At 56.8% G+C, this 21,747-nt stretch carries 26 protein-coding genes; all 26 read right to left on the bottom strand.

The features are described from left to right. Window position 1: 1 nt before the first annotated feature. The 26 genes from rpmD to rpoB all read right to left on the bottom strand — a co-directional run bounded on the left by rpmD (window position 2) and on the right by rpoB (window position 21,569). Window positions 2-184, bottom strand: coding sequence for a 50S ribosomal protein L30 (gene rpmD / locus ACKPCU_RS04415; RefSeq protein WP_088277367.1), 183 nt, complete (start codon window positions 182-184; stop codon window positions 2-4). Between the two features lie 6 nt (window positions 185-190). After that, window positions 191-694 (bottom strand): 30S ribosomal protein S5, encoded by a 504-nt coding sequence (gene rpsE, locus ACKPCU_RS04410; protein WP_083728626.1) that lies wholly within the window; start codon window positions 692-694, stop codon window positions 191-193. Between the two features lie 10 nt (window positions 695-704). Then, window positions 705-1,055, bottom strand: a complete 351-nt coding sequence (gene rplR, locus ACKPCU_RS04405) for a 50S ribosomal protein L18 (protein WP_104739450.1) — start codon at window positions 1,053-1,055, stop codon at window positions 705-707. A 10-nt stretch (window positions 1,056-1,065) separates the two neighbouring features. Beyond that, window positions 1,066-1,596 carry a 50S ribosomal protein L6 gene (rplF, locus tag ACKPCU_RS04400; protein ID WP_104739449.1) on the bottom strand — a complete coding sequence of 177 codons (531 nt, stop codon included), beginning with the start codon at window positions 1,594-1,596 and terminating at the stop codon, window positions 1,066-1,068. Between the two features lie 12 nt (window positions 1,597-1,608). Beyond that, on the bottom strand, window positions 1,609-2,001 hold the full coding sequence (rpsH, locus tag ACKPCU_RS04395) for a 30S ribosomal protein S8 (RefSeq protein ID WP_104739448.1): 393 nt from the start codon (window positions 1,999-2,001) through the stop codon (window positions 1,609-1,611). A gap of 39 nt (window positions 2,002-2,040) precedes the next feature. Beyond that, entirely contained in the window at window positions 2,041-2,346 is a 306-nt protein-coding gene (gene rpsN / locus ACKPCU_RS04390; RefSeq protein ID WP_088277359.1) for a 30S ribosomal protein S14, read from the bottom strand. 11 nt (window positions 2,347-2,357) lie between these two features. Next, a complete protein-coding gene (gene rplE / locus ACKPCU_RS04385) occupies window positions 2,358-2,894 on the bottom strand; it encodes a 50S ribosomal protein L5 (protein ID WP_088277357.1) in 537 nt (178 codons plus the stop codon). 17 nt (window positions 2,895-2,911) lie between these two features. Further along, window positions 2,912-3,226 carry a 50S ribosomal protein L24 gene (gene rplX, locus ACKPCU_RS04380; protein ID WP_088277355.1) on the bottom strand — a complete coding sequence of 105 codons (315 nt, stop codon included), beginning with the start codon at window positions 3,224-3,226 and terminating at the stop codon, window positions 2,912-2,914. Window positions 3,227-3,237: 11 nt separating this feature from the next. Then, entirely contained in the window at window positions 3,238-3,606 is a 369-nt protein-coding gene (gene rplN, locus ACKPCU_RS04375) for a 50S ribosomal protein L14 (protein ID WP_321350180.1), read from the bottom strand. Between the two features lie 42 nt (window positions 3,607-3,648). Then, window positions 3,649-3,912 (bottom strand): 30S ribosomal protein S17, encoded by a 264-nt coding sequence (gene rpsQ / locus ACKPCU_RS04370; protein WP_321350178.1) that lies wholly within the window; start codon window positions 3,910-3,912, stop codon window positions 3,649-3,651. Between the two features lie 2 nt (window positions 3,913-3,914). Then, window positions 3,915-4,106 (bottom strand): 50S ribosomal protein L29, encoded by a 192-nt coding sequence (rpmC, locus tag ACKPCU_RS04365; RefSeq protein ID WP_321350177.1) that lies wholly within the window; start codon window positions 4,104-4,106, stop codon window positions 3,915-3,917. After that, window positions 4,106-4,519, bottom strand: a complete 414-nt coding sequence (gene rplP, locus ACKPCU_RS04360) for a 50S ribosomal protein L16 (RefSeq protein WP_088277349.1) — start codon at window positions 4,517-4,519, stop codon at window positions 4,106-4,108. Before rplP ends, rpmC begins: the two co-directional genes overlap by 1 nt. 11 nt (window positions 4,520-4,530) lie before the next feature. Then, complete coding sequence (gene rpsC, locus ACKPCU_RS04355; RefSeq protein ID WP_104739445.1) at window positions 4,531-5,211, bottom strand: 30S ribosomal protein S3; 681 nt, start codon at window positions 5,209-5,211, stop codon at window positions 4,531-4,533. 11 nt (window positions 5,212-5,222) lie between these two features. Then, window positions 5,223-5,555 carry a 50S ribosomal protein L22 gene (gene rplV, locus ACKPCU_RS04350; RefSeq protein WP_065335991.1) on the bottom strand — a complete coding sequence of 111 codons (333 nt, stop codon included), beginning with the start codon at window positions 5,553-5,555 and terminating at the stop codon, window positions 5,223-5,225. Between the two features lie 11 nt (window positions 5,556-5,566). After that, window positions 5,567-5,842, bottom strand: coding sequence for a 30S ribosomal protein S19 (gene rpsS, locus ACKPCU_RS04345; RefSeq protein ID WP_104739444.1), 276 nt, complete (start codon window positions 5,840-5,842; stop codon window positions 5,567-5,569). A 17-nt stretch (window positions 5,843-5,859) separates the two neighbouring features. Continuing rightward, window positions 5,860-6,684, bottom strand: coding sequence for a 50S ribosomal protein L2 (gene rplB / locus ACKPCU_RS04340; protein WP_088277341.1), 825 nt, complete (start codon window positions 6,682-6,684; stop codon window positions 5,860-5,862). Between the two features lie 14 nt (window positions 6,685-6,698). After that, window positions 6,699-6,995, bottom strand: coding sequence for a 50S ribosomal protein L23 (gene rplW / locus ACKPCU_RS04335; protein WP_104739443.1), 297 nt, complete (start codon window positions 6,993-6,995; stop codon window positions 6,699-6,701). Continuing rightward, on the bottom strand, window positions 6,992-7,594 hold the full coding sequence (gene rplD, locus ACKPCU_RS04330; protein WP_104739442.1) for a 50S ribosomal protein L4: 603 nt from the start codon (window positions 7,592-7,594) through the stop codon (window positions 6,992-6,994). The genes rplW and rplD overlap by 4 nt, the downstream gene beginning before the upstream one ends. A gap of 12 nt (window positions 7,595-7,606) precedes the next feature. Beyond that, complete coding sequence (gene rplC / locus ACKPCU_RS04325; RefSeq protein WP_104739441.1) at window positions 7,607-8,245, bottom strand: 50S ribosomal protein L3; 639 nt, start codon at window positions 8,243-8,245, stop codon at window positions 7,607-7,609. Between the two features lie 91 nt (window positions 8,246-8,336). After that, on the bottom strand, window positions 8,337-8,648 hold the full coding sequence (rpsJ, locus tag ACKPCU_RS04320) for a 30S ribosomal protein S10 (protein ID WP_044501102.1): 312 nt from the start codon (window positions 8,646-8,648) through the stop codon (window positions 8,337-8,339). Window positions 8,649-8,801: 153 nt separating this feature from the next. Beyond that, the gene (gene tuf, locus ACKPCU_RS04315) at window positions 8,802-9,995 is read right to left on the bottom strand and encodes an elongation factor Tu (protein WP_321350145.1); all 1,194 of its coding nucleotides are present in this window, start codon (window positions 9,993-9,995) and stop codon (window positions 8,802-8,804) included. A 34-nt stretch (window positions 9,996-10,029) separates the two neighbouring features. Continuing rightward, window positions 10,030-12,132 carry an elongation factor G gene (gene fusA, locus ACKPCU_RS04310; RefSeq protein ID WP_321350164.1) on the bottom strand — a complete coding sequence of 701 codons (2,103 nt, stop codon included), beginning with the start codon at window positions 12,130-12,132 and terminating at the stop codon, window positions 10,030-10,032. 18 nt (window positions 12,133-12,150) lie between these two features. Further along, complete coding sequence (rpsG, locus tag ACKPCU_RS04305; protein ID WP_104739873.1) at window positions 12,151-12,624, bottom strand: 30S ribosomal protein S7; 474 nt, start codon at window positions 12,622-12,624, stop codon at window positions 12,151-12,153. Between the two features lie 95 nt (window positions 12,625-12,719). Continuing rightward, complete coding sequence (gene rpsL, locus ACKPCU_RS04300; protein WP_080048726.1) at window positions 12,720-13,091, bottom strand: 30S ribosomal protein S12; 372 nt, start codon at window positions 13,089-13,091, stop codon at window positions 12,720-12,722. 143 nt (window positions 13,092-13,234) lie between these two features. Then, window positions 13,235-17,434: a DNA-directed RNA polymerase subunit beta' gene (rpoC, locus tag ACKPCU_RS04295; RefSeq protein WP_104739872.1), complete on the bottom strand. Its 4,200-nt coding sequence runs from the start codon at window positions 17,432-17,434 to the stop codon at window positions 13,235-13,237. Window positions 17,435-17,498: 64 nt separating this feature from the next. Then, window positions 17,499-21,569 carry a DNA-directed RNA polymerase subunit beta gene (rpoB, locus tag ACKPCU_RS04290; protein WP_321350152.1) on the bottom strand — a complete coding sequence of 1,357 codons (4,071 nt, stop codon included), beginning with the start codon at window positions 21,567-21,569 and terminating at the stop codon, window positions 17,499-17,501. Between the last annotated feature and the right edge of the window lie 178 nt (window positions 21,570-21,747).

Genomic DNA, 21,747 nt, shown 5'->3' with positions numbered 1-21,747 from the left:
CTTATTCCTCTACCCGAACCATGTAGGAGACCTTGTTGATCATCCCACGAACCGACGGAGTGTCTTCGACTTCGACGGTGTGGCCGATGCGGCGCAGACCCAGACCCTTAACGCAGGCCTGGTGCTTCGGCAGACGACCAGCGACGCTCTTGAACAGAGTCACCTTGATTTTTGCGTTTGCCATGTCCGCTTACCCCGTGATGTCTTCGACGGTCTTGCCGCGCTTGGCCGCTACAGACTCAGGAGACTGCATCGACTTCAGACCCTTGTAGGTAGCCTGAACGACGTTAACCGGGTTGGTGGAACCGTAACACTTGGCCAGTACGTTGTGCACGCCAGCCGCTTCCAGGACGGCGCGCATTGCACCACCGGCGATAACACCAGTACCTTCAGAAGCCGGCTGCATGAACACCTTGGAGGCGCCATGAGCTGCACGAACCGGGTACTGCAGAGTGGTACCGTCCAGATCTACCTGGATCATGTTACGACGAGCCGCTTCCATAGCTTTCTGGATGGCGGCAGGCACTTCACGTGCCTTGCCGCGACCGAAGCCCACGCGACCTTTGCCGTCACCGACAACGGTCAACGCAGTGAAAGCGAAGATACGGCCGCCTTTTACTACTTTGGCAACGCGGTTCACCTGGACCAGCTTCTCGATGTAACCTTCGTCGCGCTTTTGATCGAAATTAGCCATAACTCTACCCTTAGAATTCCAGCCCGCCTTCACGAGCGGCATCGGCCAGCGCTTTTACGCGACCATGGTACTTGAAGCCGGAACGGTCGAAGGCGACCTGAGTTACACCGGCGGCCTTGGCACGCTCAGCAACCAGCTGACCTACCTTCTTGGCTGCTTCCATGTTGCCGGTACTACCAGCACGCAGTTCAGCATCCAGAGTGGAGGCGCTGGCCAGCACTTGGCTGCCATCTGCCGAGATAACCTGCGCGTACATGTGCTGCGAAGAGCGGTGCACGCAGAGACGAACGGCTTCCAGTTCACGCAGCTTCAGGCGCGTACGGCGAGCGCGACGGAGACGAATAACTTTTTTATCGCTCATTTGCTATGCCCTACTTCTTCTTGGCTTCTTTACGACGCACTACCTCATCGGCGTAGCGTACACCCTTGCCCTTATAGGGCTCCGGACGACGGAAATCACGGATTTCCGCTGCTACTTGGCCGACCAGTTGCTTGTCGATGCCTTTGATAATGATGTCAGTCTGGCTGGGGGTTTCAGCAGAAACGCCCTCGGGCAGCTGGTAGTCGATCGGGTGCGAGTAACCCAGAGCCAGGTTCAGAACCTGACCTTTGGCCTGGGCCTTATAACCAACACCGACCAGCTGGAGCTTACGCTCAAAGCCTTGGCTGACGCCGATAACCATGTTGTTGACCAGGGCGCGGGTAGTACCGGCCATAGCCATGTTCGGGCTGCCGGCACGGGCTGCAAAGCGCAGCTCGCCGTCTTCCTGAACAACTTCAACAGTTGGGTGCAGGTTCAGATTCAAGGTGCCTTTAGCGCCCTTGATCGACAGTTCCTGACCGTCCAGTTTTACTTCAACACCCTGCGGCAGCTTGACAGGGTTCTTAGCGACGCGAGACATCGTGACCCCCTATCAGAATACGGTGCAGAGAACTTCGCCGCCGATACCGGCAGCGCGAGCAGCGCGATCAGTCATCACACCTTTATTGGTGGAGACGATGGAAACGCCCAGACCGCCCTTGACCTTCGGAAGTTGGTCAGCGGACTTGTACTGACGCAGGCCGGGACGGCTTACGCGCTTGAGCTCTTCAATTACCGGCTTGCCTTCGAAGTACTTGAGTTCGATAGACAGAGTGGGCTTGACGTCGCCAACTACTTCGTAGCTCGCAACGTAGCCTTCTTCCTTAAGTACCTTGGCGACAGCCACCTTCAGCTTTGCCGAAGGCATGCTGACGCTGGACTTCTCAGCCATCTGGGCATTACGGATACGGGTCAGCATATCTGCCAACGGGTCCTGCATACTCATGGGCTATGTGCTCCTGAAACTGAGTAATAAAAGTCTGGTTTACCAGCTGGCCTTGACCAGGCCGGGCACATCGCCGCGCATTGCTGCTTCACGCAGCTTGATGCGGCTCAGTCCAAACTTGCGGTATACGCCGTGCGGACGACCGGTGACGCGGCAGCGGTTACGCTGACGGACCGGGCTGGAATCGCGCGGCAGTTTCTGCAGGGCAACTTGAGCTGCCCAGCGATCTTCAACGGAAGCGTTAACGTTACCGATGGTGTCCTTGAGAGCTGCACGCTTTGCAGCAAACTTGGCAACCAGGCGGGCGCGCTTGGCTTCGCGGTTCTTCATACTGACTTTTGCCATTGTCCTGACTCCTAGTTACGGAACGGGAAGTTGAACGCGCGCAGCAGCGCACGACCTTCGTCGTCGGTTCGCGCAGTAGTAGTCAAGGTGATGTCCAGACCACGCAGGGCATCGATCTTGTCGTAATCGATTTCCGGGAAAATGATCTGTTCCTTGACGCCCATGCTGTAGTTGCCACGACCGTCAAAGGACTTGGCATTCAGGCCACGGAAGTCACGAACGCGCGGCAGGGAAATCGACAGCAAACGATCCAGGAATTCGTACATCTGCTCGCGGCGCAGGGTCACCTTAACGCCAATCGGCCAGCCGTCACGAATCTTGAAGCCTGCAATGGACTTGCGAGCATAGGTCACGATGCCTTTACGGCCAGTGATCTTCTCGAGGTCAGCCAGTGCGTTTTCGATGACTTTTTTGTCACCAACAGCTTCGCCAAGGCCCATGTTCAGGGTGATCTTGGTGATTTTCGGCACTTCCATCGCGTTCAGACCCAGTTCAGCCTGGAGCTTCGGAGCGATAGTAGTGCGGTAGGTTTCTTTCAATCTCGCCATGGTAAGCACCTAGATTCTCAAGCGTCGACGGCTTTTTGGGTCGACTTGAAAATACGAACCTTCTTACCGTCTTCGACCTTGAAGCCGACGCGATCGGCTTTGTTGGTCTCGGGGTTGAAGATTGCCACGTTGGAGACGTGGATCGGCGCCTCCTTCTCAACAATACCGCCCTGTGCACCAGCCATCGGGTTCGGCTTGGTGTGGCGCTTGATAATGTTGACACCGGAAACCAGCAGGCGGGCATCGTCACCAACTTTCAGGACTTTGCCGCGCTTGCCCTTGTCTTTACCGGCAATGACGATAACGTCGTCGTCGCGTTTGATCTTTTGCATGACCGGGCTCCTTACAGCACTTCGGGCGCGAGGGAAACGATCTTCATGAACTGCTCATTACGCAGTTCACGAGTCACCGGCCCAAAGATGCGGGTACCGATCGGCTCATTCTTGCTGTTGAGCAGAACGGCAGCGTTGCCATCGAAACGGATCAGCGAACCGTCAGTACGGCGTACGCCGTGACGGGTACGCACGATGACCGCGTTGAGCACCTGGCCTTTCTTTACTTTGCCGCGCGGAATCGCTTCCTTCACGGTCACTTTGATGATATCGCCAATGCCGGCGTAGCGACGGTGAGAACCGCCCAGAACCTTGATACACATAACGCGACGTGCACCACTGTTGTCAGCCACATCCAGCATGGATTGAGTCTGAATCATAACTTTCTCCGACCCTTAAATAATCCGCTAAGTTGCGCGGGCTTAAACTTGCGCCGCGCGCTCGTCGATCTGAACCAGGGCCCAGCTCTTGGTTTTGGCCAAGGGGCGGGTCTCACGAATGGTCACCAGATCGCCGATGCGGCATTCGTTGTTCTCATCGTGCGCCTTGAGCTTGGTAGAGCGCTTCACGTACTTACCGTACAGAGGGTGCTTTTCCTGACGCTCGATGAGCACAGTGATGGTTTTATCCATCTTGTTACTGACAACACGGCCAGTAACGGTACGAACTGTTTTGTTCTCGGCCATGATCAGTTACCACCTTTCTGATTGAGCACGGTCTTGACGCGAGCGATGTCGCGCTTTACCTGGTTCAGCAGATGCGATTGACCGAGCTGACCGGTTGCCTTCTGCATGCGCAGGTTGAACTGATCGCGCAGCAGGGTGAGCAGCTGCTCATTCAGCTGCTCAGCAGATTTTTCATGAAGTTCTGTCGCTTTCATTACATCACCGTCCGCTTAACAAAGGTGGTAGCGAGAGGCAGCTTGGCTGCGGCCAGTGCGAATGCTTCGCGGGCCAGCTCTTCGGAAACACCTTCAATCTCGTAAAGGACCTTACCCGGACGAATCTGGGCTACCCAGTACTCGACGTTACCCTTACCTTTACCCATCCGCACCTCGAGAGGCTTCTTGGAGATAGGCTTGTCCGGGAAGACCCGAATCCAGATTTTACCGCCACGCTTAACGTGACGAGTCAGGGCGCGACGAGCCGCTTCGATCTGACGAGCAGTCAGACGACCACGACTTACGGCTTTGAGAGCGAACTCACCGAAGCTCACCTTGCTACCACGATGCGCCAGACCACGGTTGTGGCCGGTCATCTGCTTGCGGAACTTCGTACGCTTAGGTTGTAACATGTGCGTACCCCTTACTTAGCAGCTTTTTTCTTGGCCGCGACGGCTTTGGTTTCTTCCGGGAGACCACCAATGATCTCACCCTTGAAGATCCAAACCTTCACACCGATCACACCGTAGGTGGTGTGGGCTTCAGCTGTCGCGTAGTCAATGTCGGCACGGAGGGTGTGCAGCGGCACACGACCTTCGCGATACCACTCGGTACGGGCGATCTCGGCGCCGCCCAGACGGCCGCTAACCTGGATCTTGATACCCTTGGCACCAATACGCATGGCGTTCTGTACAGCGCGCTTCATGGCACGACGGAACATCACACGACGCTCGAGCTGCTGAGCAACGCTTTGTGCAACCAGGGCACCGTCGAGCTCCGGCTTGCGGATCTCTTCGATGTTGATGTGCACCGGCACGCCCATCTGGCTGGTCAGTTCCTGACGCAGCTTCTCAACGTCCTCACCCTTCTTGCCAATCACGATGCCCGGACGAGCGGTGTGAATGGTAATGCGGGCTGTCTGCGCCGGACGCTGAATATCAACGCGGCTGACAGAGGCACTTTTCAGTTTTTCCTGAATGTACGCACGTACCTTCAGGTCAGTGTTCAGATAGTCCGCATAGTTGCGGCCGTCTGCATACCACACCGAAGTGTGTTGTTTAACGATACCGAGGCGAATGCCTACCGGATGTACTTTCTGACCCATTTGATCGACTCCTACTTGTCAGCAACCTTGACCGTGATGTGGCAAGACCGCTTGATGATGCGATCAGCACGGCCTTTGGCACGTGGCATGATGCGCTTCAGAGAGCGACCTTCGTTGACAAACACGGTGGAGACCTTCAGGTCATCCACGTCTGCGCCATCATTGTGCTCAGCGTTGGCAATAGCCGACTCCAGCACTTTCTTGATGACGGCAGCGGCCTTCTTGTTGCTGAATGCCAGCAGGTTCAGGGCCTCATCCACCTTCTTACCGCGGATCTGGTCGGCGACCAAACGCGCTTTCTGGGCAGAGAGTCGGGCGCCCTTATGAGTAGCGGCTACTTCCATCTTCTAACCCCTTAGCGCTTGGCTTTCTTGTCTGCTACGTGACCACGATAGGTACGCGTAGCAGAGAATTCGCCCAACTTGTGACCGACCATGTCTTCGGTAACGATAACCGGCACATGCTGACGACCGTTGTGTACAGCGATGGTCAGACCGACCATCTGCGGCAGAATCATGGAACGGCGCGACCAGGTCTTGATCGGCTTACGGTCGTTCTTTTCTACTGCCACTTCGACCTTCTTCAACAGGTGAAGATCGATAAAAGGACCTTTCTTCAGAGAACGCGGCACTGTCGTATCCCCTCTAATTACTTGCTGCGGCGACGGACAATCATCTTGTCAGTGCGCTTGTTGGACCGAGTCTTGGCACCCTTAGTCGGGAAGCCCCACGGGGAAACCGGATGACGACCACCGGAGGTACGACCTTCACCACCACCATGCGGGTGATCTACCGGGTTCATGGCAACACCACGAACGGTCGGACGAACACCGCGCCAGCGCTTGGCACCAGCCTTACCCAGCGAGCGCAAACTGTGCTCACCGTTGGACACTTCACCCAGAGTCGCGCGGCATTCGCCAAGGACTTTGCGCATTTCGCCGGAGCGCAGACGAACGGTGACATAGGCACCTTCGCGAGCAACCAGCTGGACAGCGGCACCAGCACTGCGAGCTACCTGAGCGCCTTTACCAGGCTTCAGCTCGATCGCGTGGATAGTGCTACCTACCGGAATGTTGCGCAGCGGCAGAGTGTTACCGGCCTTGATCGGCGCATCGGCACCGGAGACCAGTTGATCGCCAGCAACAACGCCCTTCGGGGCGATGATGTAGCGACGCTCACCGTCGGCATACTTCAGCAGAGCAATATGAGCGGTACGATTCGGATCGTACTCGACGCGCTCTACAACAGCGGGGATACCGTCCTTGTTGCGACGAAAATCCACGATGCGGTAGTGCTGCTTGTGACCGCCCCCACGATGACGCGTGGTGATGCGGCCGTTGTTGTTACGACCACCAGACTTGCCTTGCTTCTCCACCAGAGGCGCGTAAGGAGCACCTTTGTGCAGGTCAGCGTTAACGACCTTAACGACGAAGCGGCGGCCAGCGGAAGTAGGTTTACATTTAACAATAGCCATGATGTACCCCTGTCTTATTCAGCGCTGGCGAAGTCGATGTCTTGACCGGGCTGCAGGCTAACGTACGCCTTCTTCCAGTCATTACGCTTGCCCAGGCCGCGAACGGTTCGCTTGGTCTTGCCTTTTACATTCAAGGTCGAAACAGCCTTGACCTTGACGTTGAACAGCTGCTCAACGGCTTTCTTGATTTCCAGCTTGGTCGCAGTAGTGTCTACTTTGAACACGAACTGGTTCTGGCTGTCAGCCAGCACAGTTGCCTTTTCGGAAACATGCGGGCCAAGCAGTACTTTGAAAATGCGCTCTTGGTTCATCCCAGCATCTCCTCGAACTTCTTAACAGCAGGTACGGTAATCAGCACCTTGTCGTAAGCGATCAGGCTAACCGGGTCGGAACCTTGAACGTCGCGAACGTCGACGTGCGGCAGGTTACGTGCTGCCAGGTACAGGTTCTCATCAACGCCTTCGGTAACGATCAGCACGTTCTGCAGATCGAGATCCTTCAGCTTGCCAGCCAGAGCCTTGGTTTTCGGTGCATCAACAGAGAAGCTCTCGACAACCACCAGGCGATCCAGGCGAACCAGTTCGGACAGGATGGAGCGCATAGCACCGCGATACATCTTGCGGTTCAGCTTCTGCTCGTGATTTTGCGGACGGGCAGCAAAAGTAGTACCACCGGAGCGCCAGATGGGGCTGCGGATAGTACCGGCACGGGCACGGCCGGTGCCTTTCTGACGCCAGGGCTTCTTGCCGCCACCGGAGACGTCGGAACGATTTTTCTGCTGCTTGGTACCCTGACGAGCACCAGCCATGTATGCAACAACGGCCTGGTGAACGAGGGTCTCGTTAAACTCGGTAGCAAAGGTCAGATCGGAAACTTCGATCGCGCTTGCACCAGCTACATTCAGATTCATGGTAACTCCCCCTTAACCCTTGGCCTTGACCGCCGGGCGAACAACGACGTCGCTGCCGGTAGCGCCAGGCACGGAGCCCTTGATGAGCAGCAGATTGCGCTCAGCGTCTACGCGAACGACCTCGAGAGTCTGGACGGTCACCTGTTCGGCACCCATGTGACCAGACATCTTTTTGCCCTTGAATACACGGCCCGGGGTCTGACATTGACCGATGGAACCGGGTACACGGTGGGATACAGAGTTACCGTGAGTTGCGTCCTGGCCGCGGAAATTCCAGCGCTTGATGGTACCGGCAAAGCCTTTACCCTTGGATTGACCAGTTACATCCACCTTCTGACCGGCTTCGAACAGGGCTACAGTGAGCTCTGCCCCAGCTTCATACTGGGAACCGTCTTCGATGCGGAATTCGCAGACCTGGCGACCAGCCGCAGTACTGGCTTTGGCAAAATGCCCAGCCATTGGCTTGGTAACGCGGTTGGCGCGACGCTCACCCACAGTGATCTGAATGGCTTGATAGCCATCAGTCTCCAGGGTCTTAACCTGAGTGACGCGGTTCGGTTCAACTTCTACAACCGTAACCGGAATGGAAACACCATCTTCAGTGAAAATGCGGGTCATACCGCATTTCCGGCCGACTAAACCAATAGTCATTTTGTAAACCTCATGAGTGCACGGGGCTATTACCCGCTATGGCCGCCCAACACAGGGCGTTACACGACCTTTAGCCCCCGTTTTGGGGCTATCAGCCGAGGCTGATCTGAACCTCAACGCCAGCGGCAAGGTCCAGCTTCATCAGCGCATCGACAGTCTTGTCGGTGGGCTGAACGATATCCAGCACCCGCTTATGGGTACGGATTTCGTACTGATCGCGCGCGTCTTTGTTGACGTGCGGAGAAATCAGTACAGTAAAACGCTCTTTGCGCGTCGGCAAAGGGATCGGACCACGCACCTGAGCCCCAGTACGTTTCGCGGTATCCACGATTTCCTGGGTAGACTGATCGATCAGGCGATGGTCAAAAGCCTTCAACCGAATACGAATCTGTTGGTTCTGCATTTGACCAGAAACTCCAAGTAACTGTTTTCAGGCACACCCAACTTCAGGTACGCCTGTCCAAGGGAGGCGCAATTCTACTGATGCGCTTCCCCACTGTCAACCAAAAGACAAAAGCCCCCGCTGAGCGGGGGCTTTTGCTTTTACTTCAGACCATCACTCGATGATCTTGGCTACCACACCGGCACCAACGGTACGACCGCCTTCACGGATCGCAAAGCGCAGACCGTCCTCCATCGCAATCGGCGCGATCAGAGTGACGTCCAGCTTGACGTTGTCGCCAGGCATTACCATTTCAACACCTTCCGGCAGCTCGCAAGAACCAGTCACGTCAGTAGTACGGAAGTAGAACTGCGGACGATAGCCCTTGAAGAACGGAGTGTGACGACCGCCTTCATCTTTACCCAGCACGTACACTTCAGCCTCGAAGCGAGTGTGCGGAGTGATGGTACCCGGCTTGGCCAGAACCTGACCACGCTCAACGTCTTCACGCTTGGTACCACGCAGCAGAACACCAACGTTCTCACCAGCACGACCTTCGTCCAGCAACTTGCGGAACATCTCAACGCCAGTACAGGTGGTCTTGGTGGTTGCCTTGATACCAACGATCTCGACTTCCTCACCAACCTTGATGATGCCACGCTCAACACGACCGGTTACTACAGTACCGCGACCGGAAATGGAGAATACGTCTTCGATCGGCATCAGGAACGGCTTGTCGATCGCACGCTCCGGCTCAGGAATGTAGGCATCCAGAGTCTCAACCAGCTTGCGAACGGCAGTAGTACCGATCTCGTTGTCGTCTTTGCCTTCCAGCGCCATCAGAGCAGAACCGATGATGATCGGAGTGTCGTCGCCCGGGAAGTCGTAGGTGCTCAGCAGGTCGCGAACTTCCATCTCGACCAGCTCCAGCAGCTCTTCATCGTCAACCATGTCGGCCTTGTTCAGGAACACGACAATGTAGGGAACGCCTACCTGACGGGACAGCAGGATGTGCTCGCGAGTTTGCGGCATCGGGCCATCAGCAGCGGAACATACCAGGATCGCACCATCCATCTGGGCAGCACCGGTGATCATGTTCTTCACATAGTCAGCGTGACCAGGGCAGTCAACGTGCGCGTAGTGACGAGTCGGAGAATCGTACTCTACGTGCGAGGTGTTGATGGTGATACCGCGAGCCTTTTCTTCCGGCGCATTGTCGATCTGATCGAAAGCGCGGGCAGAACCGCCATACACTTCTGCACACACGCGGGTCAGCGCAGCAGTCAGAGTGGTTTTACCATGGTCAACGTGACCGATGGTGCCTACGTTCAGGTGCGGTTTACTACGTTCAAACTTTTCTTTTGCCACGGTTGATAACCTCTTTAATTAGCCTAGGTTCAAGTTAGCCTTGCTTCTTGATGATCGCTTCGGCGATGTTCATGGGTGCCTCGGCGTACTTCGAGAACTCCATGGAATAGCTCGCACGCCCCTGGGACATGGAGCGGACATCCGTGGCGTAACCGAACATCTCACCAAGCGGAACCTCAGCGCGGATCACCTTACCGGAAGGAGTATCTTCCATACCCTGTACCAGACCGCGACGACGGTTCAAGTCGCCCATTACGTCACCCATGTAATCCTCAGGGGTGACTACTTCGACTTTCATCATCGGCTCCAACAAAACAGCACCACCCTTCTGAGCCAACTGCTTGGTGGCCATGGAAGCAGCGATCTTGAACGCCATTTCATTAGAGTCGACATCATGGTAGGAACCGTCAAACACGGTTGCCTTCAGGCCAAGCAGCGGATAGCCGGCGAGAACGCCGTTCTGCATCTGCTCCTCGATACCCTTCTGGATGGCCGGGATGTATTCACGAGGAACCACACCACCGACAATTTCGTTGACGAACTCCAGCTTCTCGTCATTACCCTCGGCCGGCTCGAAGCGGACCCAGACGTGACCGTATTGACCCCGACCACCGGACTGACGGACAAACTTGCCCTCAATCTCGCACTTGTTGCGAATCGCTTCGCGGTAGGCGACTTGAGGTTTGCCGATATTCGCCTCAACGCTAAACTCGCGCTTCATGCGATCTACCAAAATATCCAGGTGAAGCTCACCCATACCGGAGATGATGGTTTGCCCGGACTCCTCATCGGTGCGCACACGGAAAGACGGATCTTCCTGAGCCAATTTACCCAGCGCAATCCCCATCTTCTCTTGGTCAGCCTTGGTCTTGGGCTCGACGGCAACAGAGATCACCGGCTCAGGAAACTCCATGCGCTCAAGAATGATAGGCTTGTCCTGCGAGCATAACGTGTCACCCGTAGTGACATCCTTCATGCCAATCAGAGCCGCAATATCGCCAGCACGAACTTCCTTGATCTCTTCACGCGCATTGGCGTGCATTTGCACCATGCGTCCGACGCGCTCCTTTTTACCCTTGACCGAGTTCAGCACCGCATCACCGGAGGTCAACACCCCCGAGTAAACGCGCGCAAAGGTTAAGGTTCCAACGAAAGGATCGGTAGCAATCTTGAAAGCCAATGCCGCAAAGGGTTCATTATCATCCGCATGCCGCTCATCAACCTTTTCTTCGTCATCAGGGTGAACACCCTTGATGGCGACAACCTGATCAGGTGCAGGGAGATAGTCGATGACCGCATCAAGCACAAGGGGCACACCCTTATTCTTGAACGATGAACCACAAACCGCAGGAACAATTTCGCAGGCCAGCGTACGCTGACGCAGACCCGCCTTGATTTCCTCGACGGAAAGCTCACCTTCCTCGAGATACTTATTCATCAGGTCTTCGTTGGCCTCAGCAGCCGCCTCGACCATTTTTTCGCGATACTCGCTGGCGAGATCAAGCAGCTCTTCGGGAATTTCTTCCTCGACAAAGCTCATCCCCTGATCCGCATCATCCCAGCGAATCGCCTTCATCCGCATTAGGTCAATCTGACCGGCGAAGTTTTCTTCCGCACCAATTGCGAGCTGAATCGGCACAGGCGTATGCCCGAGACGCTTCTTGATCTGCTCAACAACACGCAGGAAGTCGGCGCCCTGACGATCCATCTTGTTCACATAGACGATTCGCGGGACGCCGTACTTATTGGCCTGACGCCATACGGTCTCGGACTGCGGCTCGACACCCGACGTACCACAGAACACCACGACAGCTCCATCAAGCACCCGCAGCGAACGCTCGACTTCAATCGTGAAGTCAACGTGGCCGGGGGTATCAATGATGTTGACGCGATGCTTGTCGTACTGCTTCTCGGACCCCTGCCAGAAGGCAGTGGTCGCAGCAGAAGTAATGGTGATACCCCGCTCCTGCTCCTGCGCCATCCAATCCATGGTCGCGGCACCATCATGGACCTCGCCCATTTTATGGTTCACGCCGGTGTAGAAAAGAATCCGCTCCGTGGTTGTGGTTTTGCCCGCATCGACGTGCGCGCAGATACCAATATTACGGTACAGATTGATCGGGGTTGTACGAGCCACATCAGTCTCCTGAGCCGTTTAGAAGCGGTAGTGAGAGAACGCCTTGTTGGCCTCAGCCATACGGTGGACGTCTTCACGCTTCTTGACAGCGGCACCTTTGCCATCAGCAGCATCAGCCAGCTCACCGGCCAGACGCAGAGCCATGGACTTCTCGCCACGCTTACGGGCAGCATCAACCAACCAGCGCATCGCCAGGGCGTTGCGACGGGAGGGACGCACTTCAACCGGAACCTGATAGGTGGCACCACCTACACGGCGAGATTTAACTTCCACGAGCGGAGCGATGGCGTCGAGAGCCTTCTCGAACAGCTCGACCGGATCTTCGGTCTTGGTACGCTCTTTCAGCTTGTCCAGTGCACCGTATACGATACGCTCGGCAGTGGACTTCTTGCCGCTTTCCATTACGTGGTTCATGAATTTCGCGAGAATCTGGCTGCCGTACTTAGGTTCTGGCAGGATCTCACGTTTTGCCGCTACACGACGTCTTGGCATGATAAGCCCTCAAACGGTCTTCAGGTTAGCCCGGGACTGTAACGATCTGGTTACGCCCGACCTTACTCTTATCGACTCGGATAAATGAATTAGGATTACTTCGGACGCTTGGCGCCGTACTTGGAACGACCCTGCTTACGGTCTTTGACACCGGAGGTATCCAGAGAACCGCGAACAGTGTGATAACGCACACCCGGCAAGTCTTTTACACGGCCGCCGCGAATCAGAACGACGCTGTGCTCTTGCAGGTTGTGGCCTTCACCACCGATGTAAGAAGAAACTTCGTAGCCGTTGGTCAGACGAACACGGCAGACTTTACGCAGAGCCGAGTTCGGCTTCTTCGGCGTAGTGGTATACACGCGAGTGCACACACCACGACGCTGCGGGCAGTTCTGCAGCGCGGGTACGTCGCTCTTTTCAGCAACGCGCTTACGCGGCTTGCGAACCAGCTGGTTGATTGTTGCCATCTAGCAAACTCCACTGATGTCGGTAAGACATAGTTAATAAAAAATGGCAGGACGAAGCGCCCCGCCAATTTTAGGGGTACGGAATTCTATAGACCCCGCCCCCTGTCGTCAAGGCGCCCAACCCACGGGGGCTGGGCCTTCCTTTAACCTTCGCTCGAGTTCAGCGCGTCGGACAGAGCCTGCTCGACTTCGCTTGCGCTGACCTTGACCGGCTTGTCTGCCATACGCTGACGCTTGCGCTCGGCGTGATAGGCCAGACCGGTACCGGCCGGAATCAGGCGACCGACGACGACGTTTTCTTTCAGGCCGCGCAGGTGATCGCGCTTGCCGGTGACGGCAGCCTCGGTCAGTACCCGCGTGGTTTCCTGGAAGGAAGCCGCAGAGATAAACGACTCGGTCGACAGCGACGCCTTGGTGATACCCAGCAGAACACGGTCGTACTTGGCCGGGAACTTGTCCTGCGCTACCAGCTCTGCATTCTCTTCCAGCACCTGAGTCAGCTCGACCTGGTCACCTTTGATAAAGCTGGAGTCGCCGGACTCGGTGATCTCGACCTTGCGCAGCATCTGACGAATGGTGACTTCGATGTGCTTGTCGTTGATCTTCACGCCCTGCAGACGGTAAACGTCCTGGATCTCGTTGACGATGTACTTGGCCAGAGCGCTGACACCCAGCAGGCGCAGGATGTCATGCGGGTTGCTCGGACCGTCGGAGATAACTTCACCCTTGGTAACCTGTTCACCCTCGAACACGTTCAGGTGACGCCACTTCGGAATCAGCTCCTCGTACGGATCGCTACCATCGGTCGGGGTAATAACCAGACGACGCTTACCTTTGGTTTCCTTGCCGAAGGAAATCGTACCGCTGATCTCCGCCAGAATGGACGGTTCTTTCGGGCGACGCGCTTCGAACAGGTCAGCAACGCGCGGCAGACCACCGGTGATGTCGCGGGTCTTCGAGGTTTCCTGCGGGATACGAGCAACAACGTCACCCACGTTCACCTTGGCACCGTCGGACAGGTTGACCAGTGCGTTAGCCGGCAGGAAGTACTGCGCCGGCACGTCAGTGCCCGGCAGCAACAGCTCCTTACCATTCTCGTCAACCAACTTCACGGCAGGACGGATGTCTTTACCGGCAGCCGGACGATCTTTTGGATCCATGACCTCAATGTTGGTCAGACCGGTCAGCTCGTCAGCGGTACGCTTGATGGTGATACCTTCGTCCATACCGAAGAAAGCAACGGTACCGGAAATCTCGGTCACGATCGGGTGAGTGTGCGGATCCCACTTGGCGACGATGGCGCCAGCGTCAACCTTGTCACCTTCCTTGACCGAAATAACGGCACCGTAGGGCAGCTTGTAACGCTCACGCTCGCGACCAAACTCGTCGGCAATCGCCAGCTCGCCAGAACGGGAAACCGCAACCAGCGCACCGTCAGCACGCTCAACGTGTTTCAGGTTATGCAGACGGATGGTACCGCCGTTCTTAACCTGAACGCTGTCGGCAGCGGAAGTACGGCTCGCCGCACCACCGATGTGGAACGTACGCATGGTCAGCTGGGTACCCGGCTCACCAATCGACTGAGCAGCGATAACACCAACCGCCTCACCGATGTTGATCAGGTGGCCACGTGCTAGGTCACGGCCGTAGCAAGTAGCACACACACCGTAGTGAGTGTCACAGGTGATCGGCGAACGAACGATTACCTCGTCGACGCTGTTCTTCTCGAGGAACTCAACCCACTGTTCGTCGATCAGGGTGCCTGCTGCAACGATGGTCTCATCGCTGCCCGGCTTGAGAACGTCACGGGCAACCACACGACCCAGTACGCGCTCACCCAGCGGCTCAACAATGTCACCGCCCTCAATGTGCGGAGACATCAGCAGACCCTTGTCGGTGCCGCAGTCAGGCTCGGTGATAACCAGATCCTGAGCAACGTCAACCAGACGGCGGGTCAGGTAACCGGAGTTCGCGGTCTTCAGTGCGGTATCAGCCAGACCCTTACGAGCACCGTGGGTCGAAATGAAGTACTGGAGTACGTTCAGACCTTCACGGAAGTTCGCGGTAATCGGCGTTTCGATGATAGAGCCGTCCGGCTTGGCCATCAGACCACGCATACCTGCCAGCTGACGAATCTGGGCAGCGGAACCCCGCGCACCAGAGTCAGCCATCATGTACATGGAGTTGAACGACTCCTGATCAACCTCTTTGCCTTCGCGATCAAGCACGCGAGTGGTCTTGAGGTTGTCCATCATAGCCTTGGAAATTTCGTCGTTGGCCTTGGACCACAAGTCGATGACCTTGTTGTACTTCTCGCCCTGAGTTACCAGACCGGAAGCGTACTGGTCTTCAATTTCCTTAACTTCTTCGGTGGCCTCATCAATGATGCGTGCCTTTTCGTCAGGAATGACGAAGTCGTTCACGCCAATCGACGCACCAGAGATGGTGGAATAGGCGAAACCGGTATACATCAGCTGGTCAGCGAAGATCACGGTTTCCTTCAAACCCACCACGCGATAGCACTGGTTGATCAGCTTGGAAATCGCTTTTTTCTTCAGCGGCTGATCGACCATTTCGTACGGCAGACCTTTGGGCAGAACCTGGAACAGCAGCGCGCGGCCGACGGTGGTGTCGACGATGCGAGTCTCGGTGGTCCAGCTCTCATCCTTGTGCTTGACGGTTTCGGTGATGCGCACCTTGACCATCGCGTGCAGTTCTACCTGACCACTGCGGTACGCCATCTCAACTTCGTTGACGTTGGAGAAGGCCATGCCTTCGCCCTTGGCGTTGATGCGGGTACGGGTCATGTAGTACAGACCCAGAACCACGTCCTGGGACGGCACGATGATCGGCTCGCCCGACGCCGGCGACAGGATGTTGTTGGTCGACATCATCAGCGCACGCGCTTCCAGCTGAGCCTCAAGGGTCAGCGGAACGTGAACAGCCATCTGGTCACCGTCGAAGTCGGCGTTGTAGGCCGCACAGACCAGCGGATGCAGCTGGATTGCCTTACCTTCGATCAGAACCGGCTCGAACGCCTGGATACCCAGACGGTGCAGAGTCGGCGCACGGTTCAGCAGAACCGGGTGTTCGCGAATGACCTCAGCCAGGATATCCCAGACTTCCGGCAGTTCGCGCTCGACCATCTTCTTGGCAGCCTTGATGGTGGTCGCCAGACCACGGTGCTCCAGCTTGCCGAAGATGAACGGCTTGAACAGTTCCAGCGCCATCTTCTTGGGCAGACCACACTGGTGCAGGCGCAGGGTCGGGCCTACCACGATCACCGAACGACCGGAGTAGTCAACACGCTTGCCGAGCAGGTTCTGACGGAAGCGACCCTGCTTACCCTTGATCATGTCAGCCAGCGACTTCAGCGGACGCTTGTTGGTGCCGGTAATGGCACGACCGCGACGGCCGTTGTCCAGCAGAGCATCAACCGACTCCTGCAGCATGCGCTTTTCGTTGCGCACGATAATGTCAGGAGCAGACAGGTCAAGCAGACGCTTCAGACGGTTGTTACGGTTGATCACGCGGCGGTACAGATCGTTCAGATCGGAGGTCGCAAAGCGGCCACCGTCCAGCGGAACCAGCGGACGCAGGTCCGGCGGCAGCACCGGCAGAACGGTCATGACCATCCACTCCGGCTTGTTACCGGAGCCATCGAATGCTTCCATCAGCTTCAGCCGCTTGGACAGCTTCTTGATCTTGGTCTCTGAAGTGGTTTGCGGAATTTCTTCGCGCAGCTTGCCAATTTCGTGAGCCAGATCCATGGAGCTCAGCAGCTCGTAGACAGCTTCGGCACCCATGCGCGCGTCGAAGTCGTCACCGAACTCTTCCAGTGCTTCGAAATACTGCTCATCGTTCAGCAGCTGCCCCTTATCCAGGGTCGTCATGCCCGGTTCGATCACGACGTAGCTCTCGAAATAGAGCACGCGCTCGATATCACGCAGGGTCATATCCAGCAGCAGGCCGATACGGGACGGCAGCGACTTCAGGAACCAGATGTGAGCAACCGGAGAGGCCAGTTCAATGTGGCCCATGCGCTCGCGACGCACTTTGGCCAATGCGACTTCAACGCCACACTTTTCGCAGATGACGCCGCGATGCTTGAGGCGCTTGTACTTGCCGCACAGGCACTCGTAGTCCTTCACCGGGCCAAAGATCTTGGCGCAGAACAGGCCGTCACGCTCCGGCTTGAAGGTACGGTAGTTAATGGTTTCCGGCTTCTTAACTTCGCCGTAGGACCAGGACCGGATCATCTCCGGGGATGCCAAGCCGATTCGAATGGAATCGAACTCTTCAATCTGTCCCTGGGACTTGAGCAGGTTCAATAAGTCTTTCAAGGCCTATACTCCTCGCAGTGTCTCAAGGGCGGCGCTCGCCGCCCGAGACGTGGGCAGTTGGTGGTTATTCGGATTCCAGTTCGATATCGATACCGAGCGAACGGATTTCCTTGACCAGTACGTTGAAGGACTCGGGCATACCGGCCTCCATGCGGTGGTCTCCGTCCACGATGTTCTTGTACATCTTGGTTCGGCCGTTCACGTCGTCCGACTTCACTGTCAGCATTTCTTGCAGCGTGTAGGCGGCGCCGTATGCTTCCAGAGCCCAGACCTCCATCTCCCCGAAACGCTGACCACCAAACTGCGCCTTACCACCCAGCGGCTGCTGGGTAACCAGACTGTAGGAACCGGTGGAACGTGCGTGCATCTTGTCATCAACCAAGTGGTTGAGCTTGAGCATGTACATATAACCAACGGTCACCGGGCGGTCGAATGCATTACCGGTACGGCCGTCCCACAGGCGCATCTGACCGCTGTCCGGCAGATCGGCAAGACGAAGCATATGCTTGATCTCGCTTTCCGCCGCGCCGTCGAATACCGCGGTAGCCATCGGCACGCCGCCGCGCAGGTTTTTAGCCAACTCGATAATTTCCTGATCGCTCAGGTCATCCAGGCTTTCCTGACGACCGCCCACCTTGTTGTAGACCTCGTCGAGGAACTTGCGCAGATCAGCGATCTTGCGCTGCTCTTCCATCATCCGGTTGATCTTCTCGCCCAACCCCTTGGCCGCGAGGCCGAGGTGAGTTTCGAGGATCTGACCGACGTTCATACGCGACGGAACACCCAGCGGGTTAAGTACGATGTCGACCGGCGTGCCGTTCTCGTCGTGCGGCATATCTTCGATCGGCATGATGACCGAGATAACACCCTTGTTACCGTGACGACCCGCCATCTTGTCACCCGGCTGGATGCGACGCTTGATTGCCAGGTACACCTTGACGATCTTGAGTACGCCCGGCGCCAGGTCATCGCCCTGCTGCAGCTTGCGCTTCTTGTCTTCAAACTTCTCGTCGAGCAGCTTGCGACGATCAACCAGGTAGGCCTGAGCCAGCTCCAGCTGTTCGTTCAGCGCGTCTTCGCTCATACGCAGCTTGAACCACTGACCACGCTCGATACCAGCCAGAATGTCGGCGTTCAGCGCAGTGCCCTTCTTCAGGCCAGCACCACCTTCAACGATCTGACCGTCCAGCGCAGAGGCCAGACGCTCAAAGGTCGCGGTTTCAACGATGCGGAACTCTTCCTGCAGATCCTTGCGGATCTCGTCAAGCTGCTCCTTCTCGATGGCCAGCGCACGCGTGTCGCGCTCCACGCCATCACGGGTGAAGACCTGCACGTCAATGACGGTACCCTTGGTGCCAGTCGGCACGCGCAGGGACGTGTCCTTCACGTCAGACGCTTTCTCACCGAAGATTGCGCGCAGCAGCTTCTCTTCAGGCGTCAGCTGGGTTTCACCTTTAGGTGTTACCTTGCCGACCAGAATGTCGCCCGGGCCTACTTCAGCGCCCACGTAGACAATACCCGCCTCATCCAGCTTGCCGAGTGCTGCTTCACCGACGTTCGGGATGTCAGAGGTAATCTCCTCCGGCCCAAGCTTGGTGTCACGGGACACACAGGTCAGTTCCTGAATGTGGATAGTGGTAAAGCGGTCTTCCTGTACAACGCGCTCGGACACCAGGATGGAGTCCTCGAAGTTGTAACCGTTCCAAGGCATGAACGCGACGCGCATGTTCTGCCCCAGGGCCAGCTCACCCATGTCGACGGAGGAACCGTCAGCCAGGATGTCCTTGCGGGCAACCTTGTCACCTTTCTTCACCAGTGGACGCTGGTTGATGCAGGTGTTCTGGTTGGAACGGGTGTACTTGGTCATCACGTAGATGTCGACGCCCGCTTCACCGGCTTCGACTTCGTCGTCGTTGACGCGGACAACGATACGGCTGGCGTCGACCGAGTCGATCACACCGCCGCGACGTGCGGTCACACAGACACCGGAGTCACGAGCAACGTTGCGCTCCATACCAGTACCGACCAGCGGCTTCTCGGCGCGCAGAGTCGGAACGGCCTGACGCTGCATGTTCGAACCCATGAGTGCGCGGTTGGCGTCGTCGTGCTCGAGGAACGGAATCAGCGAGGCAGCAACGGACACAACCTGACGCGGAGAAACGTCCATCAGGGTGACGTCTTCCGGCGCCTTGACGGTGAATTCGTTCATGTGACGAACTGCAACCAGATCATCTACCAACTTGCCATCAACAACTTTCGCGCTCGCCTGAGCGATGACGTGATCAGCTTCTTCAATAGCAGACAGGAACACGATCTCATCGGTGACCATCGCGTCTTTCACCCGGCGGTACGGGCTTTCCAGGAAGCCGTACTGATTGGTGCGCGCGTAAGTTGCCAGCGAGTTGATCAAACCAATGTTCGGACCTTCAGGGGTCTCGATCGGACATACGCGACCGTAGTGAGTCGGGTGTACGTCGCGGACTTCGAAGCCTGCGCGCTCGCGGGTCAGACCGCCCGGGCCAAGAGCCGATACACGACGCTTGTGGGTAATCTCGGACAGCGGATTGTTCTGATCCATGAACTGGGACAGCTGGCTGGAACCGAAGAATTCCTTAACCGCTGCAGCGACCGGCTTGGCATTGATCAGGTCCTGCGGCATCAGGCCTTCGCTTTCGGCCATGGACAGACGCTCTTTGACCGCGCGCTCAACACGGACCAGACCGACGCGGAACTGGTTTTCGGCCATTTCGCCAACCGAGCGAATGCGGCGGTTACCCAGATGGTCGATATCGTCCACCACGCCCTTGCCGTTACGGATGTCGACCAGGGTCCTGAGCACCTCGACGATGTCTTCCTTGCTCAGGACGCCGGCGCCCTCAATCTCTTCGCGACCGATGCGGCGGTTGAACTTCATGCGACCGACCGCAGAAAGGTCGTAACGATCGCTGCTGAAGAACAGGTTCGCGAACAGGGTCTCGGCAGCATCCTTGGTCGGCGGCTCGCCAGGGCGCATCATGCGGTAGATTTCTACCAGCGCCTCGAGCTGGGTGGTAGTGTTGTCAATACGCAGGGTATCGGACACGAACGGACCGCAGTCGATCTCGTTGGTGTACAGGGTTTCCAGGCGAGCAACCTGCGCCTTGGCCAGCTTGACGACCAGGTCGGCTGTGACCTCGGTGTTGCACTCAACCAGAATCTCGCCAGTCGCCGGGTGAACAACCGGCTTGGCGATGGTGCGGCCAATCAGGTAGTCGAACGGCACTTCCAGGCTGGTGATACCGGCCTTCTCGAGCTGATTGATGTGGCGCGCTGTGATACGGCGACCCTTCTCGACGAGAACCTTGCCCTTGGCATCCTTGATGTCAAAGGTGGCAATCTCACCACGCAGACGCTGCGGCACCAGCTCAAGCATCAGGTTCTCGCCCTGAACCTCGAATACGTTGGTGTCGTAGAACATGTCCAGAATTTCTTCTGTCTGGTAGCCCAGAGCGCGCAACAGAACGCTGGCCGGCAGTTTGCGGCGGCGGTCGATACGAACGAACACACAGTCTTTGGGATCAAACTCAAAGTCCAGCCACGACCCGCGGTAAGGAATCACGCGAGCTGAGTACAGCAGCTTGCCGGAGCTGTGGGTCTTGCCACGGTCGTGGTCGAAGAACACACCCGGACTACGGTGCAGCTGGGAGACGATAACGCGCTCGGTACCATTGATTACGAAGGTACCGTTCTCGGTCATCAGGGGGATCTCCCCCATATAAACTTCCTGCTCCTTGATATCTTTGATGGCCTTGTTTGAGGACTCACGATCAAAGATGATCAGGCGCACTTTAACGCGCAGCGGCACCGCAAAGGTAACCCCGCGCAAAACACATTCCTTGACGTCGAAAGCCGGCTCGCCAAGGCGGTAACCGACATATTCGAGAGCCGCATTACCCGAATAGCTGATAATGGGGAAAACAGATTTGAAGGCCGCGTGCAGACCGATATCACGGACCTGCCCCTGGCCGGCGTCAGTCTGGAGAAACTCCCGATAGGAGTCCAGCTGAATGGCCAACAGGTAGGGCACATCCATCACATGCGGCAGTTTGCCAAAGTCCTTGCGGATACGTTTTTTCTCAGTATATGAGTAAGCCATCAGCGTTCCCCAGCTTGGTCACCTGCTTGATTGGCCTCCCCGCTACGCGGGAAAACCTGAAAATGCGTGCAAGCCCTGAGTCTTGCTCACCCCTTTGGGGGTGCGGGCGTTGTACGCCAGTTCGGCGCGATACAACGGAAAAAGGCCGGTGGCACACAGGCCACCAGCCATCAATCTG

The sequence above is a fragment of the Halopseudomonas oceani genome (genome assembly GCF_963677335.1).
GTDB classification, from domain to species: domain Bacteria; phylum Pseudomonadota; class Gammaproteobacteria; order Pseudomonadales; family Pseudomonadaceae; genus Halopseudomonas; species Halopseudomonas oceani.
Note: the sequence above shows the minus strand (reverse complement) of the source record. Positions and strands in the feature narration are given on the sequence as shown.

Bases quoted from the DNA above. Each gene is read 5' to 3' on its own strand.
- rpsQ (WP_321350178.1), bottom strand. From the start codon at position 3,912: ATGGCCGAGAACAAAACAGTTCGTACCGTTACTGGCCGTGTTGTCAGT.
- rpmD (WP_088277367.1), bottom strand. From the start codon at position 184: ATGGCAAACGCAAAAATCAAGGTGACTCTGTTCAAGAGCGTCGCTGGT.
- rplB (WP_088277341.1), bottom strand. From the start codon at position 6,684: ATGGCTATTGTTAAATGTAAACCTACTTCCGCTGGCCGCCGCTTCGTC.
- rpsE (WP_083728626.1), bottom strand. From the start codon at position 694: ATGGCTAATTTCGATCAAAAGCGCGACGAAGGTTACATCGAGAAGCTG.
- rplV (WP_065335991.1), bottom strand. From the start codon at position 5,555: ATGGAAGTAGCCGCTACTCATAAGGGCGCCCGACTCTCTGCCCAGAAA.
- rplF (WP_104739449.1), bottom strand. From the start codon at position 1,596: ATGTCTCGCGTCGCTAAGAACCCTGTCAAGCTGCCGCAGGGTGTTGAA.
- rpsN (WP_088277359.1), bottom strand. From the start codon at position 2,346: ATGGCAAAAGTCAGTATGAAGAACCGCGAAGCCAAGCGCGCCCGCCTG.
- rplD (WP_104739442.1), bottom strand. From the start codon at position 7,594: ATGAATCTGAATGTAGCTGGTGCAAGCGCGATCGAAGTTTCCGATCTG.
- rpmC (WP_321350177.1), bottom strand. From the start codon at position 4,106: ATGAAAGCGACAGAACTTCATGAAAAATCTGCTGAGCAGCTGAATGAG.
- rplX (WP_088277355.1), bottom strand. From the start codon at position 3,226: ATGCAAAAGATCAAACGCGACGACGACGTTATCGTCATTGCCGGTAAA.
- rplW (WP_104739443.1), bottom strand. From the start codon at position 6,995: ATGAACCAAGAGCGCATTTTCAAAGTACTGCTTGGCCCGCATGTTTCC.
- rpoB (WP_321350152.1), bottom strand. From the start codon at position 21,569: ATGGCTTACTCATATACTGAGAAAAAACGTATCCGCAAGGACTTTGGC.
- rpsH (WP_104739448.1), bottom strand. From the start codon at position 2,001: ATGAGTATGCAGGACCCGTTGGCAGATATGCTGACCCGTATCCGTAAT.
- rplE (WP_088277357.1), bottom strand. From the start codon at position 2,894: ATGGCGAGATTGAAAGAAACCTACCGCACTACTATCGCTCCGAAGCTC.
- rpsG (WP_104739873.1), bottom strand. From the start codon at position 12,624: ATGCCAAGACGTCGTGTAGCGGCAAAACGTGAGATCCTGCCAGAACCT.
- rpsJ (WP_044501102.1), bottom strand. From the start codon at position 8,648: ATGCAGAACCAACAGATTCGTATTCGGTTGAAGGCTTTTGACCATCGC.
- rplP (WP_088277349.1), bottom strand. From the start codon at position 4,519: ATGTTACAACCTAAGCGTACGAAGTTCCGCAAGCAGATGACCGGCCAC.
- rpsL (WP_080048726.1), bottom strand. From the start codon at position 13,091: ATGGCAACAATCAACCAGCTGGTTCGCAAGCCGCGTAAGCGCGTTGCT.
- rplR (WP_104739450.1), bottom strand. From the start codon at position 1,055: ATGAGCGATAAAAAAGTTATTCGTCTCCGTCGCGCTCGCCGTACGCGC.
- rplN (WP_321350180.1), bottom strand. From the start codon at position 3,606: ATGATTCAGACTCAATCCATGCTGGATGTGGCTGACAACAGTGGTGCA.
- rplC (WP_104739441.1), bottom strand. From the start codon at position 8,245: ATGACTATTGGTTTAGTCGGCCGGAAATGCGGTATGACCCGCATTTTC.
- rpsC (WP_104739445.1), bottom strand. From the start codon at position 5,211: ATGGGTCAGAAAGTACATCCGGTAGGCATTCGCCTCGGTATCGTTAAA.